The 18,920-nt window shown below is 43.8% G+C and carries 15 protein-coding genes; 10 read left to right on the forward strand and 5 right to left on the reverse strand.

Going from position 1 to position 18,920, the window contains the following annotated elements:
• Positions 1-160 precede the first annotated feature (160 nt).
• A complete protein-coding gene (locus tag HOP38_RS24765) occupies positions 161-1,057 on the forward strand; it encodes a GGDEF domain-containing protein (protein WP_198559237.1) in 897 nt (298 codons plus the stop codon).
• Between the two features lie 81 nt (positions 1,058-1,138).
• Here the strand turns inward: HOP38_RS24765 and HOP38_RS24770 are convergent, their stop codons facing one another.
• On the reverse strand, positions 1,139-2,764 hold the full coding sequence (locus tag HOP38_RS24770; RefSeq protein ID WP_198559238.1) for a polysaccharide lyase 6 family protein: 1,626 nt from the start codon (positions 2,762-2,764) through the stop codon (positions 1,139-1,141).
• Between the two features lie 122 nt (positions 2,765-2,886).
• Positions 2,887-4,662, reverse strand: coding sequence for a sodium:solute symporter family transporter (locus tag HOP38_RS24775; protein WP_038222000.1), 1,776 nt, complete (start codon positions 4,660-4,662; stop codon positions 2,887-2,889).
• Positions 4,663-5,916: 1,254 nt separating this feature from the next.
• On the opposite strand from HOP38_RS24775, the gene HOP38_RS24780 reads away from it, so the two are divergent.
• Positions 5,917-6,603: an oligogalacturonate-specific porin KdgM family protein gene (locus tag HOP38_RS24780; protein ID WP_006070275.1), complete on the forward strand. Its 687-nt coding sequence runs from the start codon at positions 5,917-5,919 to the stop codon at positions 6,601-6,603.
• 59 nt (positions 6,604-6,662) lie between these two features.
• Here the strand turns inward: HOP38_RS24780 and HOP38_RS24785 are convergent, their stop codons facing one another.
• The 3 genes from HOP38_RS24785 to HOP38_RS24795 form a co-directional block, all read right to left on the reverse strand.
• Positions 6,663-7,367, reverse strand: a complete 705-nt coding sequence (locus HOP38_RS24785) for a 3'-5' exonuclease (RefSeq protein WP_110165266.1) — start codon at positions 7,365-7,367, stop codon at positions 6,663-6,665.
• Positions 7,368-7,394: 27 nt separating this feature from the next.
• Positions 7,395-9,302 (reverse strand): DUF294 nucleotidyltransferase-like domain-containing protein, encoded by a 1,908-nt coding sequence (locus HOP38_RS24790; RefSeq protein ID WP_198559239.1) that lies wholly within the window; start codon positions 9,300-9,302, stop codon positions 7,395-7,397.
• A gap of 134 nt (positions 9,303-9,436) precedes the next feature.
• Entirely contained in the window at positions 9,437-10,156 is a 720-nt protein-coding gene (locus tag HOP38_RS24795; protein WP_006070272.1) for a FadR/GntR family transcriptional regulator, read from the reverse strand.
• A 330-nt stretch (positions 10,157-10,486) separates the two neighbouring features.
• Between HOP38_RS24795 and HOP38_RS24800 the strand changes: the two genes are divergently transcribed.
• The 8 genes from HOP38_RS24800 to choV all read left to right on the forward strand — a co-directional run bounded on the left by HOP38_RS24800 (position 10,487) and on the right by choV (position 18,828).
• Positions 10,487-11,203, forward strand: coding sequence for a FadR/GntR family transcriptional regulator (locus HOP38_RS24800; protein ID WP_006070271.1), 717 nt, complete (start codon positions 10,487-10,489; stop codon positions 11,201-11,203).
• Positions 11,204-11,225: 22 nt separating this feature from the next.
• Positions 11,226-11,546 (forward strand): cupin domain-containing protein, encoded by a 321-nt coding sequence (locus HOP38_RS24805; RefSeq protein ID WP_006070270.1) that lies wholly within the window; start codon positions 11,226-11,228, stop codon positions 11,544-11,546.
• A 434-nt stretch (positions 11,547-11,980) separates the two neighbouring features.
• Positions 11,981-12,577 carry a transcriptional regulator BetI gene (betI, locus tag HOP38_RS24810; protein ID WP_038227511.1) on the forward strand — a complete coding sequence of 199 codons (597 nt, stop codon included), beginning with the start codon at positions 11,981-11,983 and terminating at the stop codon, positions 12,575-12,577.
• 19 nt (positions 12,578-12,596) lie between these two features.
• On the forward strand, positions 12,597-14,057 hold the full coding sequence (gene betB / locus HOP38_RS24815; protein WP_198559240.1) for a betaine-aldehyde dehydrogenase: 1,461 nt from the start codon (positions 12,597-12,599) through the stop codon (positions 14,055-14,057).
• Positions 14,058-14,080: 23 nt separating this feature from the next.
• The gene (betA, locus tag HOP38_RS24820) at positions 14,081-15,769 is read left to right on the forward strand and encodes a choline dehydrogenase (protein WP_198559241.1); all 1,689 of its coding nucleotides are present in this window, start codon (positions 14,081-14,083) and stop codon (positions 15,767-15,769) included.
• Between the two features lie 37 nt (positions 15,770-15,806).
• Positions 15,807-16,745: a choline ABC transporter substrate-binding protein gene (locus HOP38_RS24825; RefSeq protein ID WP_198559242.1), complete on the forward strand. Its 939-nt coding sequence runs from the start codon at positions 15,807-15,809 to the stop codon at positions 16,743-16,745.
• Positions 16,746-16,795: 50 nt separating this feature from the next.
• On the forward strand, positions 16,796-17,638 hold the full coding sequence (gene choW / locus HOP38_RS24830) for a choline ABC transporter permease subunit (RefSeq protein ID WP_006070265.1): 843 nt from the start codon (positions 16,796-16,798) through the stop codon (positions 17,636-17,638).
• Between the two features lie 2 nt (positions 17,639-17,640).
• The gene (gene choV / locus HOP38_RS24835) at positions 17,641-18,828 is read left to right on the forward strand and encodes a choline ABC transporter ATP-binding protein (protein ID WP_038227515.1); all 1,188 of its coding nucleotides are present in this window, start codon (positions 17,641-17,643) and stop codon (positions 18,826-18,828) included.
• Positions 18,829-18,920 lie beyond the last annotated feature (92 nt).

Genomic DNA, 18,920 nt, shown 5'->3' on the forward strand with positions numbered 1-18,920 from the left:
GTAAATATATGTGATAGCTTACACAACTAGCTGTCACATATAGCTTTTAAACCTATTTCTCGATCTCAACCTCAGCTTTTTCTATCACCTTTGTTATTTATTTTTTGCTTATATACTCTATTGTTAATAAAGTAAATTATAAAAATATTCGTGGAAGAGCATGCTTACTGAATTAGACGAAGTATATGAGGTGCTTTCTTGTTTACCTGACCCTGTCTTCATAATAAGTGAACAAGGAGAATATGTTGATTTTCTTGGCGGGACTGATACTCAGTCGTATCATGACGGCAGTGTACTGATTGGGCAAACTCTGCACTCGGTAATGCCTTCCGAGCAAGCCGACTGGTATATCAGTCAAATCATCACATCACTCGATAATAATCAGGTCATGACTGTCGAATATGATCTATGCGTTGAAGATCTTAACGGCATTGACCCCAAATCGGGTCCAGCAGGCACATTAAGGTTTGAGGGCAAGATCTTTCCGCTTTCTTTTACCTGTAAAAATCAAAGGGTAGTTTGTTGGCTCACTCGAAACATATCGAAGCGCCATCGCCTTGAACTAAAGCTCCGTAAACAGAGTGAATCCGATCCACTCACACAAATAGCTAATCGCCGCTATTTTTTCTCCACATTAGCAACCATAACTAAAAGCACGACCCCACACTGTTTATTGTTGATGGATATTGATTACTTCAAAAAGGTCAACGATACCTATGGACACCTAGCAGGGGATAACACGCTAAAAGAAGTGGTTGCTCGAATACAAGATATCATTCGGCCTGATGATACTTTCGCCCGAGTAGGTGGCGAAGAGTTCGCACTGCTTCTACCTGATATTGAAGAGCACACGGCTTACGAGATTGCGGAACGCATTCGCTGTACCATAGCCGATACTCCTTTCCACTATGAACAGCAGACCTTTTCGATAACATTGAGCGTTGGCATAACCCAAGCTCGCTATCAAGAGCGAAATAATCATATTTTTTCAAGAGCGGATGACGCGTTGTACATTGCAAAGAGCCGAGGTAGAAATCAAAGTATGGTATTAAGTTAGCCGATCAGCACAGAGTACTCGGCCACTAAAAAAGCGGCCACTTGACCGCTTTGACTTTACCTTACGAAATTTCCTGACAGGTTACTTGTTGCTATTCACTAATACGTAAGTCGGCCCCGCACTATCAGCGGTAATCAATTGCAACTCAGAGGTGTTTGCCCCTGCTCCTTGGTATTGATTAAACCCGTTTTCCAATGACATGTTTGGAAGTGTTAGTGAGTAATTTTCTAACTGCTCTTGCCCTACTATAGTTGGGGTGTAAAACTCATTATGGTAACTAGCATCAACCAGAGGAAACTGCTCTGTAGCTCGTACACTCACAAACTCTGGGTTTTGTGAATTGTCGACGACATTGTTGTTAAATCGAATATCAACACCAGCAAAAATATTGTCTACTTCGGCATTATTGAACAAGCTAACACGGTGAGATTGATTACCGTAGACAATGCCCCACTCGGTATCAACAAACGTGTTGTTCTCTATGTCGATGTTCTTTGGTGTCCATTGCTTGTTTAGCTCTTTTCCTTTTACAGACTGGTCAAGCTGCTCGCCGTTTTTTACGTCGATAATCCCTGTATTAATGACAATACCACCTCGAAGATCAGCGTTACCTTCAATTAGTCCATCACGCCCACGTGTGTTAGCAAAGTAGTTATTGCGAATCACATGATCTTCATCGTAGATGCGCACACCACCTGTTAGCAATTTCTTGTTTCCAAGAATAACGTTGTTCTCTACCTTATTACCTTTACCATGTCTCAATGAAATCAACGCTGCACTTTCGAATATTGTGTTACCCGAAATCTCGTTATCACCCGACTTGATCGAGATAAGTTCACGTTCTCCATCCATATCTACGAGCAAATTATCGACAAACTTAGAACTAGAATCCCATTGCGAAGATTTCGAGTCACCAATTCGAATCGCTTCCCAGCTGTTACCGTTGTAACGAACGGCTTCTTTTATATCTAACTCATTAAACTGGTTCTGTTTTTGGTCAACAAAAATATTATGAGCAATAAGGTGGTTATCTGGCGTCTCATCTTTCTGAACACCAATCAAAGTGCCACGTTTTTGCTTTCCTTCAAATCGATTATTGATGACTTTTCCATCTTTACCCCATAAGGACACCCACAGGTATTTAGGATATTCAGAACGACGCTCATCAGGTTCGTACGCATAATCATGATTGAAGTAATAGAATGTGGAATTTTGCAGTGTGTTTCCGTTACCCATCATGCGAACTCCGCCGAAACGTTCCGCCGGGCCGCCTTCAGTGAACACCAAACTATCTAGCGTCACGTTGTTACCTGTTAGTTCAAATTGAACCAGACCAGTAAACCAAACCGCTCCTGCAGTTTCGGCCTTAATCGTCACACCATTTGCCGCAATTGTTACATGCCCCAAATTGGTATATTTTCCATCTGGAATCGTAATCACCTCACCATCTTTTGCATTCTCAAGTTGAGATTTAAGTGCGTTAACCTGTTGGTCTGACTTGGACTCAAGCATCGCACCATCAACATCAACCAATCTGTCACTCGACAAAAGGTAATCGCGTGTCACTTCATTAAACGCCATCGACACAGACGCTTGAAGCATCGTTTTATTAGCGTGAGTAGTGTCAGCATTCGTGTTACCGCAACCAACCAGCGCAACTGAGGCGAATACTGCCGTTAAAGATAAAGCGAGGACATTTTTTTTCATGTGATTCTCTTTATGAACTCTTGTTGGATTAGATTTAACAATGGACTTGCTTGAACGTTGCAAGCATTAGAAAGGTTGAAAGCGGCTGGAATCAGCCGCTCAATATTTATGAATAAAGCACTCTAGTTTTCGGTAGCTACGTTGGCTTCAGCCGCACTTTCCACTTTGTCATCCACTGCTTTGACGAGCAGTAAGCCGACTGCAAAGACGATGCTGCCGCACAGAACAAACACGAAACGCCCCCACAATGGATTTGGCAAGACGAACATCGCCATTACACCAACACCAGCAACGGCGATCAATGAACCCAACATACGACGTTGTCTATTATCAAGCTTCTTCTGTTCAGTACTTTCTGCCACAAGAGGTGTCGCTAGATTGTTGAAGAACTTGTCGACGTCTTTTTCACGATGCTCAGGTAAAGGCTTATAGAACAACGTTGAGAGTACAAAGAAACCTGCGGTGAAAATCATGTGACCAATCAAGCCAATAGCGACTTTTAAATCAGCCCATTCACGACCAGTCAACTCATTAAGACCGAACCAGTTTTGAATCATGTCTGCCGTAATGACAAAACCGACGAAATAAGAGACAAAGCCACCGACGACTAGCGTTCCCCAACCCGCCCAATCCGGCGTTTTACGAATGAAGAAACCACAGAATGCAGGAATAGTCATTGGGAAGCCGATCAAAGCGCCCACGTACATCATAGTGTCGAAAAGGCTTAAACCTTTAAGGGAGTTAATAAACAGAGCGACTAGAATAATAGCAATGCCGAAGAAAGTAGACGTCAGCTTAGAAACCACGACTAGCTCTTTTTCATTGGCATTTGGACGCAGAATCGGCTCATAAAAGTTCTTAACAAAAATCCCTGAGTTACGGTTCAGACCAGAGTCCATGGAAGACATGGTCGCTGCGAACATCGCTGCAATCAAAAGACCAACCATGCCCACTGGCATATACTCTTGAACGAAGTAAAGGTACGCAAAGTCGCTCGCTTTAGAACCAGCTTCTGGGTATTGTGCCGCCAAGTCCACACCTTGACCTGCAATAAACCATGAAGGCATAAACCAAATGATTGGCCCAAGCGTCATCAACACACATGCCAAAAGTGCAGCTTTACGAGCGTTATTTGAGTCTTTTGCAGCCAAATAGCGATATGAATTCAACATGTTGTTAGTAATGCTAAACTGCTTTAGGAAAATAAATACAGCCCAGATACTGAAGATACTTAAATAGTTGAGGTTATCACCGGTAACAAATGACTCGGTTGGGAAGTTCTCAACGATATTTGAAACACCACCACCATGATAAACCGCAACAATTGCACACGTTACCGTTACGGCCATGATAATGACCATTTGCATGAAGTCAGAGGCAATGACGGCCCAGGAACCACCGGTCACAGACATGACAAGAACCACAAGGCCGGTAAGAATAATGGTTGTGGTCATATCGAATCCAAAAATACCAGAAGCGATGATGGCGAGACCATTCAGCCAAATACCTGCCGAGATAACACTGTTAGGCATCCCTGACCACGTAAATACCTGTTCATTTACTTTGCCAAAACGCATACGTATCGCTTCGATGACAGTGACGACACGCAACTGACGGAATTTAGGAGCAAAGTATAGGTAGTTCATTAAATAGCCAAATGCGTTGGCAATAAAAATGATGGCAACGGCAAAACCATCGGTAAACGCTTTGCCCGCAGCTCCGGTAAATGTCCAAGCGCTAAACTGCGTCATAAATGCCGTTGCACCAACCATCCACCAAAGCATGCTACCGCCCCCACGGAAGTAGTCACTTGTAGTGCTAGTAAATGTTCGAAACATCCAGCCTATTGCTATAAGAAATAGGAAATAGATGCCTACAATTAGGGTATTGAGATCCATCTTGAAACCTTTTGATATGTTATTCGGTTACGTTAACTATACGTCCATACCTTACAATTTGTAGTACAATATAATTATTACGTGAACAAGATCGTTTATTTAACCATCATTATTGTATTACATATGATCCGTATCATGTTTTAAAGAATATCGAGATCTACATCACAACCGAGAGACAAATCCACAATTTAAAAGCAAAAACAATCAGTTAAATGAAACCATAATCGAAACTAATGATTTATAAATTAAGGAAAGCATAAGTAAGTGAGACAATTTATTGTAAGACATAAAAAACACCCTCGCATCACCTGTAATAATGCGAGGGTTAAAACGACATTAGGAGATCCATTGTCAATGTAGAGTGACGTCGACATTAACTCCGGGGGTGTTTGAGTGAGGTGGTAAACAACACTCTTATACTTATCAAGTAGGTTTTGGAGAATCATCCCATTCGCTTGGGGTCGTATGGAATAATCTGAACGCTTGGCTGCTTTGCAACATCCAAGCTAATTCTGACACTTCGTGTCGTGCTCTACCAAAAGCAAATTAATATTAATGTATTACAAATAAAATTAATGCGACATAGATCATATTTTGGAAAGGTGTAGAACTCTCTCGCGACTACCACACCACTAAAACCACATTAACATACTGAAATAAAGCAATTTAATTCTCAAATCTCGCAACCTAAGTCTCGATATAAGACTCCCTTCCAAGTATTTTCAATACTGTCGCCTCTCTTTCAACACGTCAAAATTTGCATATTTGTAGTATTTATAAAAGTCATGAGTGTATTTTTGTGCATACTCTGTCTCTATCCCATCATTAACAACAAACTAAATCACCAACAGTTTGTTGCTGTGGTCTGAGAGCAAATCTATTCGACAACATTCCAACTTTAATGGTATTTGAGTTGGAAGTAGAAACCTCCCTCAATAGGATAATTCGAAGGCTTTAATTGGATAAAAATCAACCGCATCACATCGTTATTGTGATTTTATAGTATAAATATATATAAAAATTACTTTACCTACATCACGTATCTTATTGTTAAATTCGATAGAGGCACAACTACACAACAACATATAAAAACTTATATATCAATAATATAAGTCAATTTCCTGCAGTAAGCCGTATGAAAGGCATTGCCAAAGGACGGCCAATCTCGATCCGTATCACATTAAAAACATATAAAACCCCTTATCATATTTGTAATACATTACCACAAACTAAAAATCTTAAGGGTTAAATAAGATGAGCACTTTAAACAAAGTAACAGTGGCATTAGTTTCTGTGTTCGCGACAGCAGCGGTAAGCGCAGCTTCTTTAGATATACGTACTGAGTACAAGCACACAACGGAGCAACATGCGACGCGCATCAAAATGGGAGACAGCATCGGTAACTTCTACTATAGCGGTGAGTTAAAGTTCAAAGGAGAAGATGGTGCGTTTCTTAAAGACTTGCAAAATAATGGTTGGGAGCTGGATTTAGGTTATCGTTTTAAGATTAACGACAACTGGACTATCCAACCAGGTATGCCTATCGAAGCTCGTTCGGCGGGTATGACTTACAAACCACAGCTTCGCGTGACTTACGCACTGGATAGTGTTGAAGGACTCAGCTTAAGTGGTCGTTATCGTTATGACATTCGTCAAAACAACGGTGAAGACGCACAAAATGAACGCCGTCATCGTCTAACAGCTAACATCAATTATTCAGTAAACGAGTGGCGCTTTGGACTTGAAGGTAACTACTATAAAGCAGCAACAGATGGTTATATCTTGTACAACGGCAAAGACACAAACTACGAGCTAAACGCCACAGCACGTCGTAGCTTCGGCCAATGGGCACCGTACGTTGAGTTTGGTGATGTGAACGTCGATTCTGTTACAGATCGCCGCGAACTACGTAGCCGACTGGGTGTCACATACAGTTTCTAAGGCGTAATTCAAGAATCAGTAAAAAGAGGTGTCTGGATAGGCACCCCTTTTTTACCCCCTTATTGGCTCAGTCGGTACAATTTTCCAATACAAGGGTGCTGTTTGTTAAAAAGTCGAGTCGACTGAGCCAAAAACAACTCTGCAGTTGCAATGGCATCAATTAAGGCCTCATGCCCATTATACTCAGGTAGTCCGTATCGCTTCCTAGTCTCAGACAGACGAACATCGATCTCAGCATCTTTATTCACCGCTAACGCCATCGACTTTTCAATAGCTAGTGTATCCAGCCACATCACTGGCAGATCTGACACTCCATACTTCTGAGTTAAATATTCATCAACAAATGCCGCTTCAATCATCGAACCGTGTGCAATCAGTATTTTGTTTTTTGCTGCTTGAAATAACTGTGTCATCGCAGAATCTAATGAAATTCCATCTTGCAACATTTCAGGCATGATATGGTTTATGACCGCGGTTTCCGCCTTAACCTCATTTGGCGACTCAATAAACAGCTGTTTTGCACTAGCAACATTGACCGTAAAGTTGGCAATTTCTACCCAACCTAAACTAAGAATGGTGTTGGTATTGGCATCTAACCCAGTCGTTTCAAAATCCAACACTAGGTACTCGACTTCTGTTGCTAATACCTCCATTCTCGGCGGTTGCTCACTTAACAAGTTTCTCAACTCATTGGGTATCTTTTGATTGGCGAGATATCGCTGCCTTTGCTTGAGATAATGGTTATAAACGTGAAATTGATTCATCACGCTTTTCAAAACACCAGCCACTAGTTACAACCTCCCACCAAACCGGAGTTTAACCGCATCTTGCAACGTAGAAATGATTCTAAATGCATCTTTCAAGTTGCCACGTTCAAAACTGCCAAATGAATCGGGATTGATGTGATTATCCGGCTGCTCACCTCGTTTTAGCGCTTGTAGCTGATGATGCTGTCTAAACATAAGAATGTAATGGTAAGCATTGATAATGTTTTTATATGAGTCATCACTTAACATGCCTTGCTCATTGGCTTGAGTGAATCGTTCGTCGGTATTCGACGAGTCGCATTCTACGGCAAGACCGTAAATACGCGCTAAATCAATAACGAGGTTTATCGCGTATTTTTTTATATTCAGAGTTTTCTTGTTCTCGCCTGTTTTTTCCAGCACTAGGCTGTTAAAAACACCAAGAGGGGGTGACGTATTAATAGCATCTCGAGTCAAAATCCCTAAAAACTCACGGTTGCTACGAATGTTGGAGTGAAGTTCATCGCGTAATATATCGGCATAGCTCGCTTCACCATAAACACAGCGAATTTCCAAGAACACGCTGATATTCAAGAGTCTTTCGTACTCAGGGTTCGATACCCATTTTTTATAATAGTGTTTCCATGTCGACAATGGCTGACACCATTTGGGCGTAGCTGCCATATATTTACCCGGACACAAGGGATATCCGCAAGCAGCAAGCCCATTTGAGACATACTGTGATAAGTGCCGGAAGTAGACTTTGTCATTCTCGGTCGCCTCATCACTAAGAATGATTGCATTGTCTTGATCTGAAAGCATGTGAACTTCATTTCGAGCGTGAGAGCCTGCAACTATCCACGAAAACTGACATGGTGGCTCCCCCAGTTTATCAATCGCAATCTGAATAATTCGACGATTGTACGCATCCATAATCATCGACATTACCCGACCTATGGTCTCAGGTGCGACATTTCCTTCTACTAGGGCTTCAAATATGGCCTGACGTTCCGTGGTGAAACTCGCCATGTTACGAACACTGGTAGCGTATTTGATTTTTTCGATAAGAAATATCGCTTGCATGCGATGATTCTGCACCAAGTGCGAAGTGGTCAGCAGGCCCACCACTTTACCCTCAGAAACAACGGGTAAACCCCGAACATTATGTTGCATCATCAATGATGCGGCATGCAAAACCAGATCGTTTGGGCTGACTGTTAGTGGATTAGGCGTCATCACATCCCTAATCGGAGCGCTGTTATCATGGCCTTCTGCGATGACTCGTTTGGTCATATCACGATCCGTCATTAGGCCAACTAACTTGCCGTTGTCGCACACCACCGCAGTTGAAGATCGTTTAACAACTCGCATTTCGTGTGCGACATCTTTAATCGACATAGAGGCATCAACAATCGCAATGACTCCACTCGCCACATCAGACACCTTTTTAATAAACAGACCTTTTTCTTTATTGGACCAAACAACATCTAGTGCAGATTTAAGGCGAACTTGCGCTTGAGAAGCAAAGTGTTCCGCGTACTCTGGATTACGTTTAAAGATGGTTTCAAGCGTAGAATGAGGGATTAAATATAGAAGCGTATTTTCGATGGCAACCGCTTGATAACCCGCCTCTTTAGAAACTTGATCATCGAGAAAAGTAAAGCCAAACAAATCTTCACTTCCCAGTCTTGCGCGAAGAACGCCATCGGGTTTGCGTTGCTCCATAGAACCAGTTCGAATGACATATAGAAACTTCTGTTGGCTTTTCGGCAAATTATCCCCTTCTCCACTAAGCCCAGACTGCCCGTTACAAGGGTCAATCACCTCACCCTTACCCAAATAGGTGATTTTTATTTCCGCAGCGACCTTACGAACCAGCTCTTTGGGAAGTTTATCGAACGGATCAACGCTACATAGAAATTGCGTGATATTGGGTAGAAGCGCGTGAGGCATGTGAAGTCTCCAACTGACATTTTGTATTATTATATCAATAGAAATTTCACAATGGTGCACTTTGGATACAAAAAAGGCAGCTTATATGCTGCCTTTTTCTTCAAATTGTTAACAAGCGCGCTCATCTCTTGGTGTTAACTTGCTACAGGAAGCCTGTGGTTTTCTTCGCGTAGATGGTTTGCTGACGCCTCACGAGCTTTGTCACTATCCCCTGCCATGATCGCTTCGTAAATAGCTCGGTGTTCGTTGATACACGTCGAGCCGCCGTCTGAAGAGAACTGGATAAAGTTAACGAACATAGTGGTAAGAATATTGCCAAACGGGAGATAAAAGTCATTGCCCGTCGCATTAAAAATCAAACTGTGGAAACGAGTATCAACATCTAACCATTTAGACTGTTCAAAGTTTTCTTCTTTAGACACTTCGACCATTTCTTGGAAGGTCGCAGACAACTCAATTCGTTGCTCTGCAGACGCGAATTTGGCCGCTAACGCACATGCTTCTGGTTCAATAGCACGGCGCAGTCCAAGGAACTGACCGCAGAACTGTTCTACATCGTTAAGACCATCCATCCACTCGATCAACTGTGGATCGAGAAAGTTCCAGTACGCGCGATCGACAACACGTGTACCAATTTTAGGTCTAGATTCAAGCAAGCCTTTCGACGTCAATAGCTTAACTGCTTCACGAAGTGCAGTACGGCTTATACCAAATTGTTCACACAACGCCATTTCGCCTGGAATAATTGAACCTTCCGGCAAATCACCAGAGAGAATACCTCGAGCAATTTCACGAGCGACCTGGACGTGGATACTGCGCTTTGAACCCGTAATAGAATTAAACTTACCTGACATATCTTTATCGCTTACTTAAAGTGTTTATGTATTATTTTAGCAGCTATTCTATCACTAAACTTTCCATAATAGATGTGATACATCGCATTTATTCAGTGTAAATGTCTTACGTTTTGCCCCAATTAACCACCCTATTACCCAATAACCGGCTAATTTACGTGTTACCCATCACATAATCCGAGTCTCATGCTCAGTTTGCGACCTAGAATTGTTTTTTTACTATTTTGTCCATTGACGCCATTAAGTGATATTGTATGATTATATAGTTATTACACAAACACACGTGAACTTAATTGACGTGTGAACCTAACAACCAACAAGGTCAGAACTATGGCTACGTTCCATACCGTGGCAGACTCTAGCAGAAGAATTCACGTTCAAGTGGCAAAAGAAATCGCCAGCAAAATCCTTACCGGTGAATTAGAAGAAGGTGAAAAGTTGCCGAGCGAGTTAGAACTTTGCGAGAAGTTTGGCATCAGCCGTACTGCACTTCGTGAGTCCACTAAACTGCTTTCTGCCAAAGGCTTAATCGAGTCAAAACCTAAAGTCGGGACCAATGTGACAGCTCGTCACCATTGGCACTTTCTCGACCCTCAATTTCTTGACTGGGTAAAAGACACTGATAATGTCCAACGCTTCCTCACCCAATTTTTGGGACTTCGAAAAGCGATTGAACCAGAAGCCTGCTCCATGGCAGCGAGAAATGCCTCTATCGAGCATCGCAAGGCACTGTCTGTCTGTTTTCAAAACATGAAACAGGCCGCGTTTAATCACGACTACACAGCGTGGACACATAACGATCATGCCTTTCACAAAACGATATTCTTAGCGACAGCTAATCCGTTTTACGTCCCTTTTGCCAATATTCTTGAATCGCTTTTTAAGACTTTTATCGATGAAGCTGCCGTGGGCGGGCGATTCTGTATTGAAGAGCATGGGGATATTTACGACGCAATTATGACTGGCGATGCAGACTCTGCAAAAGTCGCATCACGCCAATTATTAGATGATCACAACCAAAGACTTGCCCTATTAGAGGCAGTTTAAACCTGATTTAGAGGAAACAGCAATGTTCGTATACAACAAAGATGTAGCATTAGAAGATCAAGGTGGCGGCCTACGCCGCAAAGTGTTGGCGCATTGTGAAAACATGATGACCGTCGAAGTACACTTCGAAGATGGAACGGTTGCACCAATGCACAACCACCCTCACGAGCAAATTACCTATGTTGTCTCTGGTGAATTTGAATTCACAGTAGGTGAAGAGACAAAAATCGTCAAAGCGGGAGATACTGTTTATAAAGTGCCAAACATTATGCACGGCTGTAAGTGCTTAAAAGCCGGTATCTTAATTGATAACTTTACCCCAATGCGTAAAGACTTCATTTAAACGCTAACGCAATGGGCAGTAGAGACTCTCTTAACTGCCCATTGCGCTTCTCCAAATGCCCCTTCTTAGTGACTCTCTTGCGTTGTTATTTCTTAATAGTTCGTACTCTAAATATTTATTGAGCCAAGTCAGCCTACTCAATATGGTTTTTCCGCTGAACCGAAATTCCAAACCTTTCACTCCCAGACAAATTAAAAGCCAAAGCAATCATTTTAAATCAATGAATTAGATGCCAACAAATCAACTACACAGCTTGGTTTAGCACTTTTATTGACCTGTTTCTTTGGTGTCGAATGATAGACCCACTCTTTGGTTGTGTTAAAAAATGTTTACTTACTGGTTACGAAAAAAGAGAGATTTAATTTGAACTCAAATCTTTTTTCAGGCATTTTATATTTAACTGAACGTTCAATTAAAAATAAAAGGGAGTTCAAATGCCGAAAGTTGGCATGCCATTAGTCAGGAAACCACAGCTAGTTCAAGCAGCCATGTCTGTTATAGATCGTGTGGGCTTGCACGCCGCGAGTATCTCTTTAATTGCCAAGGAAGCAGGCGTCTCTACAGGTATCATCAATCACTATTTTGGTGGTAAGCACGGCCTTCTCGAAGAGACCATGCGAGAGATCCTAAGGCAGCTTTCTAGAACCGTGACATCTCACCTGAGTCGAATCCCCAAAACAGAACATGTCAAACGTATCAATGCCATTATTGACGCCAATTTCGTAGGATTTCAGGCAGAAAATAAAGTGGCGAAAACTTGGTTAGCGTTTTGGTCTTATTCAATGCACGACGTCCAGTTGAAGCGCCTACAACGTGTCAATGAAAAACGCCTGTTATCGCACCTTAAGATTGAACTCAACACTTTGCTCACACCGGAACAAGCCGATGTCGTTGCTAACGGTATCGCTGCGCTTATCGATGGAATTTGGCTAAGAGGCACCTTGACCCCAGAAGGTATTGACGCTGAAAAAGCCCGTTTCATCATCAACGATTATCTAGATAAGCAACTCACTTTTTACTCATTAAAATAATCATAAGTCAGACTTTCAAATGGATATGAAAACACTCTACATCGACGGACAACTTCAACAAGGCTCATCCGACGAATACTTTACTACCTATAATCCTGCTAACGGTGAGCCCTTAGCTGAAATCGTCCAAGCAAATTCTGAGGACTTAGCGTTTGCTATTGAATCTGCTAAAAAAGGCTTCGCCATTTGGTCTGCGATGAGCCCCATTAAACGCAGTCGAATTCTTCTCAAGGCAGTGGCATTGCTGCGCGAACGCAATTCTGAACTCGCTGCTCTCGAAGTTACTGACACCGGAAAACCACTACAAGAAGCCCTTGAAGTGGATATTGCCACTGGTGCCGACGTCATCGAATACTACGCTGGTCTCGCTCCAGCATTACAAGGTGAGCAACAACCACTTAGCGAGAATCAGTTTTTCTACACCAGACGTGAACCTTTAGGCATCTGCGCGGGAATTGGCGCCTGGAACTACCCGATTCAAATTGCTATGTGGAAGTCTGCACCGGCACTTGCTGCGGGTAATGCCATGATTTTCAAGCCTTCGGAAGAAACGCCTCTAAGCGCACTAAAGCTTGCGGAAGTCTATAGTGAAGCGGGAGTACCAGATGGTGTTTTCAATGTGATTCAAGGTGATCATCGGGTTGGTCAGATGCTGACAGCACATCCTGATATTGCCAAAGTTTCCTTTACCGGTGAATCAGGTACAGGGAAGAAAGTCATGGCTGATAGTGCTCGAACCCTTAAACACGTCACCATGGAGCTTGGCGGTAAGTCTCCAATGATCATCTTTGAAGACGCTAAACTGGATGACGCAGTATCTGCCGCTATGGTCGCTAATTTCTATACCCAAGGCGAGGTCTGCACTAACGGCACCCGCGTCTTTGTACATCAATCTATATACTCAGCCTTTATTGAGCAGCTGAAATCCCGCACTGAAAAACTGATCGTTGGTAACCCGATGGACAGCAAAACTCAAGTTGGTGCCCTCATTTCAAAAACGCATTTATCTAAAGTTTTAGACGCCATTGAAAGTGCTAAGAAAAGTGGCGCAACCCTACTGACTGGCGGTTATCAGGTGACTGAAAATGGGTTAGACAAAGGTAACTTCGTCGTGCCAACTGTCTTCGTCGATTGTGACGACAACATGCCGCATGTACAGCAGGAGATCTTCGGACCTGTAATGTCAGTACTTACTTTCAATGACGAACAAGACGTTATTGCACGCGCTAACGACACCGATTATGGATTGGCCGCTGGACTTTTCACTCAAGATTTAGCACGAGCACATCGCGTTATTCATCAAATGCAAGCTGGTATTTGCTGGGTGAACACATGGGGTGATTCTCCAGCAGAAATGCCCGTAGGCGGATATAAGCATTCTGGTATTGGCCGTGAAAATGGACCTGAGACCTTAAGGCATTACACCCAAACTAAGAGTGTTTTAATCGAGCTTGGCGAATACGTCAGCCCTTACGCCTAACGATGAGTTTACGGAGACAGATTATGGAACAACGCTACGATTATATTATCGTCGGCGCGGGATCGGCTGGCTGTGTGTTGGCAGACCGACTAACGGAAAGCGGTGAGCACTCTGTATTACTGTTAGAAGCAGGTGGCAGCGATAAAAGTATTTTTATTCAGATGCCAACAGCCCTCTCTTACCCAATGAACACCGAAAAATACGCTTGGCAATTTGAAACCACTGAAGAGGCGGGTCTAGATGGGCGCAAGCTACATTGTCCTCGCGGTAAAGTGCTTGGCGGTAGCTCATCCATTAACGGAATGGTGTATGCTCGCGGGCATGCTTGTGATTTCGACCAATGGGAACAACAAGGTGCAAAAGGTTGGAACTACCAGTCTTGTTTACCCTATTTCCGCCGCGCAGAGTCTTGGGATGGTGGCAGCGATGAGTATCGTGGTGGGGACGGCCCAGTTGGCACTTGCAATGGCAATAACATGACTCGTAACCCACTCTATCAAGCCTTTATCGATGCAGGCAAAGAAGCCGGTTACCCTGAAACTCAAGACTATAACGGTTATCAGCAAGAAGGCTTTGGTCCGATGCATATGACCGTTGATGGTGGGGTCCGAGCTTCTACATCCAATGCCTATCTAAAACGTGCCCTCAAGCGCCCTAACCTCACGCTGATTAAAGGTGTCGTGGTTCATAAAGTCTTATTGGAAGCAAAGCAAGCTGTCGGCGTCCAGTATGAAAAGTCTGGTATTGTCGTCGATGCCAAAGTGAACAAGGAAGTCATTTCTAGCGCTGGTTCTATCGGCTCAGTGCAGCTCTTGCAGCTTTCCGGAATCGGTCCTAAGAAGGTGTTGGAGCGCGCAGGCGTGACGGTAGAACATGACCTCGCTGGTGTAGGTGCTAATCTTCAAGACCACCTTGAAGTGTATTTCCAATACCACTGCTCTCAGCCAATCACGCTAAACAGCAAACTCGGTTTGGTGAGCAAAGGGCTTATTGGCGCAGAATGGATTCTTACTCGTAAAGGCTTAGGTGCGACCAACCACTTTGAATCTTGCGCGTTTATTCGTTCTCGTAAAGGGCTTAAGTGGCCCAACATTCAATACCACTTTCTTCCAGCTGCTATGCGCTATGACGGGCAAGCGGCTTTTGATGGGCATGGTTTCCAAGTGCATGTGGGGCCTAATAAACCCGAGAGCCGTGGCACCGTAGAGATTCGTTCGGCAAATCCACATGACAAGCCATTAATTGAGTTCAATTACATCTCGACCGAGCAAGATCGCCAAGATTGGCGAGACTGCATTCGCCTGACTCGTGAGATTCTAAATCAACCCGCAATGGATGCCTACCGCGGTGATGAGATTCAACCTGGGCTCCATATTCAAAGCGACGACGCTATCGATGAGTGGGTAAAGCAGAACGTAGAAAGCGCATATCACCCTTCTTGCAGCTGCAAAATGGGAGCCGATAATGACCCACTAGCCGTACTCGACGAGCAGTGCCGCGTTCGCGGTATCAAAGCACTACGCGTGGTCGATTCTTCCATTTTCCCAACGATTCCAAACGGCAATCTTAACGGTCCAACCATCATGGTTGCCGAGCGCGCTGCCGACATCATCTTGGGTAAACCTCTTCAACAAGACAAGCAACCCGTTTGGCTCGCCCCGAACTGGGAACAAACACAACGAATTGGCTCTCCATTGAGAGAGCTGGACTAAGTCCACCAAAGTCAGCCAAAAATAAAAAGGAAATAGCATGTCAACGATGACAAAAACACTCTCAGCACTCGCTCTTAGTAGTCTGGCGATGAACGCCTATGCCAACCAATGTGAAACGGTACGTTTTGCCGATGTTGGTTGGACAGACATCACTGCAACCACTGCGGTCACTACGGAACTACTAAAAGGGATGGGTTATAAAACCAAAACCGATCTTCTGTCAGTACCTGTCACTTACTCTTCAATGGCGAACGGTGATATCGATATCTTCCTTGGCAACTGGATGCCTACGATGGAGGGAGATATCGCTAAATATCGTGAAGCCAAAACCGTAGAAACCGTTCGTGCCAATCTAGAAGGTGCTAAGTACACCCTAGCCGTGCCTAAATATGTCTATGACGCTGGCGTAAAAAGCTTTGCTGATCTAGCCAAACATGCCGACAAATTCCGCGATCGTATCTACGGCATAGAACCAGGCAACGATGGTAACCGCCTTATTCAATCCATGATCGACAGTGATGCTTTCGGCCTCAAGGGCTTTAACTTAGTCGAATCTAGTGAAGCTGGCATGGTATCTCAGGTTTCTCGCGCTGCACGCCGCAACCAATGGATTGTGTATTTGGGTTGGGCACCACACCCAATGAACAGCAATATCGAAATGGAGTATCTCTCTGGCGGCGACGATTACTTCGGTCCTAACTACGGCGGTGCCAACGTTTACACCAACGTGCGTGCCAACTATCTATCTGAATGCCAAAACGTGGGTCAACTGCTGAAAAATCTAGAGTTCAGCCTTGAGATGGAAAACCAATTGATGGAAGCCATCTTAAATCAAAATGTACAACCGTCAAAAGCGGCACAGCAATGGATGAAGGCAAATCCAAAGCAAGTAGAAGCTTGGCTATCTGGCGTAACAACTCTATCGGGTGAAGACGCAAACGCAGCAGTACAAAGCTACATCGACTCAAAAGCGTAATTCAAAATGAGTGGGCATAACTGTCCACTCGAAAACACTAAGGTTGTATTGTGAATTTTATTACTGACAACAAAATCCCTCTGGGTCAATGGATGGAAGCAGGTGTCGACTGGCTGACATTCAATGCCGCAGGCCTGTTCGACGCAATTTCTATCTTCCTTGAAACCATCATTTTGTTCGTCGTTGATGTGTTTAAATGGATGCCACCTGCAATGCCGATCATTATGACCGCAGCCATTGCTTGGTATCTGCACCGTAGTATCCCTTTGGTACTATTTGTCATTGGTGCTTTGCTGACGATTTTGAACCTTGGCTACTGGCAAGAAATGCTAGAAACCTTTGTTTTGGTGTTTGCCGCGACAACGATTTCTGTATTAATTGGCGTACCTCTTGGCATCATGGCAGCACACCGCCCTTGGCTGTATACGTTGCTGCGCCCCATTCTCGACTTAATGCAAACCGTCCCCACTTTCGTCTATCTGATTCCAACTTTGGTTCTGTTTGGGCTGGGTATTGTTCCTGGATTGATCTCCACCATTATTTTCGCCATCGCCGCGCCAATTAGACTAACTTACCTTGGCATCACCAAAGTACCGGAAGAGTTGGTGGAAGCAGGCAAGGCATTTGGTGCCACACGAATGAAGCTGTTGTTTAAAGTAGAACTGCCAGCGGCCATGCCCAGCATCATGGCTGGCGTGACCCAATGCATCATGCTGTCTTTATCCATGGTGGTCATCGCCGCTCTCGTCGGTGCGGATGGACTGGGTAAACCCGTCGTTCGAGCCCTAAATACGGTCAATATTTCTCAAGGATTTGAAGCCGGATTAGCGATTGTCCTAGTTGCTATTATCTTAGACCGACTCTGTAAATCGCCGAATCAAAAGGAAGCCTAGTCATGGATGCCATTACGATTAAAAACCTAGACGTTGTCTTCGGTGATAAGCCGCAATTAGCGCTTGAGCAACTTGACCAAGGCAAAACTCGTCAAGAAATCATCGACCAAACCTCGCAAGTCGTCGGGGTCGACAATGTGTCGATGAGCGTAAAAGAAGGTGAGATTTGCGTCCTGATGGGACTTTCAGGCTCAGGTAAGTCCAGCTTACTCCGTGCAGTCAACGGCTTAAACACCATCTCCCGAGGCTCATTAGCGCTGAAAAATGGTGACGATTATGTTGATTTAGCCACTTGTGATGACGAAACGTTACGTCACCTACGTACTCATCGTGTTTCTATGGTCTTTCAGAAATTTGCTTTGATGCCTTGGCTAACCGTGTTGGACAATGTAGCTTTTGGACTTGAACTGCAAGGCATGTCGAAGTCGACAAGGCGAAACAAAGCACGCGAGCAGCTAGAGCTTGTTGGTCTCTCTGAGTGGGAAGATAAGTACCCGCATGAGCTATCAGGTGGTATGCAGCAGCGTGTTGGACTCGCTCGTGCATTTGCCATGGATACTGACATCTTATTGATGGACGAACCCTTTTCTGCCCTAGATCCATTGATTCGAACCCAGCTTCAAGATGAGCTGATTCTTCTCCAAGAGAAACTCAATAAGACGATTCTATTCGTCAGTCACGATTTGGATGAGGCTCTAAAAATAGGCAACAATATTGCCATTATGGAATCTGGCAAACTAATTCAACATGCGAAGCCAGAAGAAATTATCCTCACACCAGAAAACGACTACGTCCGTGACTTTGTTGCTCACACTAACCCACTTAACGTACTTAAAGGCCGCTCATTAATGCAACCAGCAAGTGAGTTAAAGCAAGAACATGATCGTTTGCAGATCTGTTCCGATCAATCGGTTTGGGTCAATCAAGCGAATGGCAAACTCAGCATTGTTAAAGACGAGGAACTAAAGCTCGTCCATTGGGATGCAAATCGAGGTGATCTGACCCATATTGATCAAAGTACCGTCGTGGTCGCCAGTCCAGACATCGGTATGAGAGAAGCAATAGAACTTAAGCAGCGTAGTGGGTTACCGATTTTGTTGGTTGAGTCTGGTAGAGTCGTTGGCATTCTCGATGACAGCGAATTTTATGACGCATTGTTAGGTAACTTTAGTACTCACCAGGCAGCCTAACATGGCCAAGAAATGATCTCCTCCTTGTTGAAGCTCGGAAGAATCTCTCAATTTTATTGGCTACCACTTTGCTTTATAACCACAAAGTGGTA

The sequence above is a fragment of the Vibrio mediterranei genome, assembly GCF_013364395.1.
GTDB classification, from domain to species: Bacteria; Pseudomonadota; Gammaproteobacteria; order Enterobacterales; family Vibrionaceae; genus Vibrio; species Vibrio mediterranei.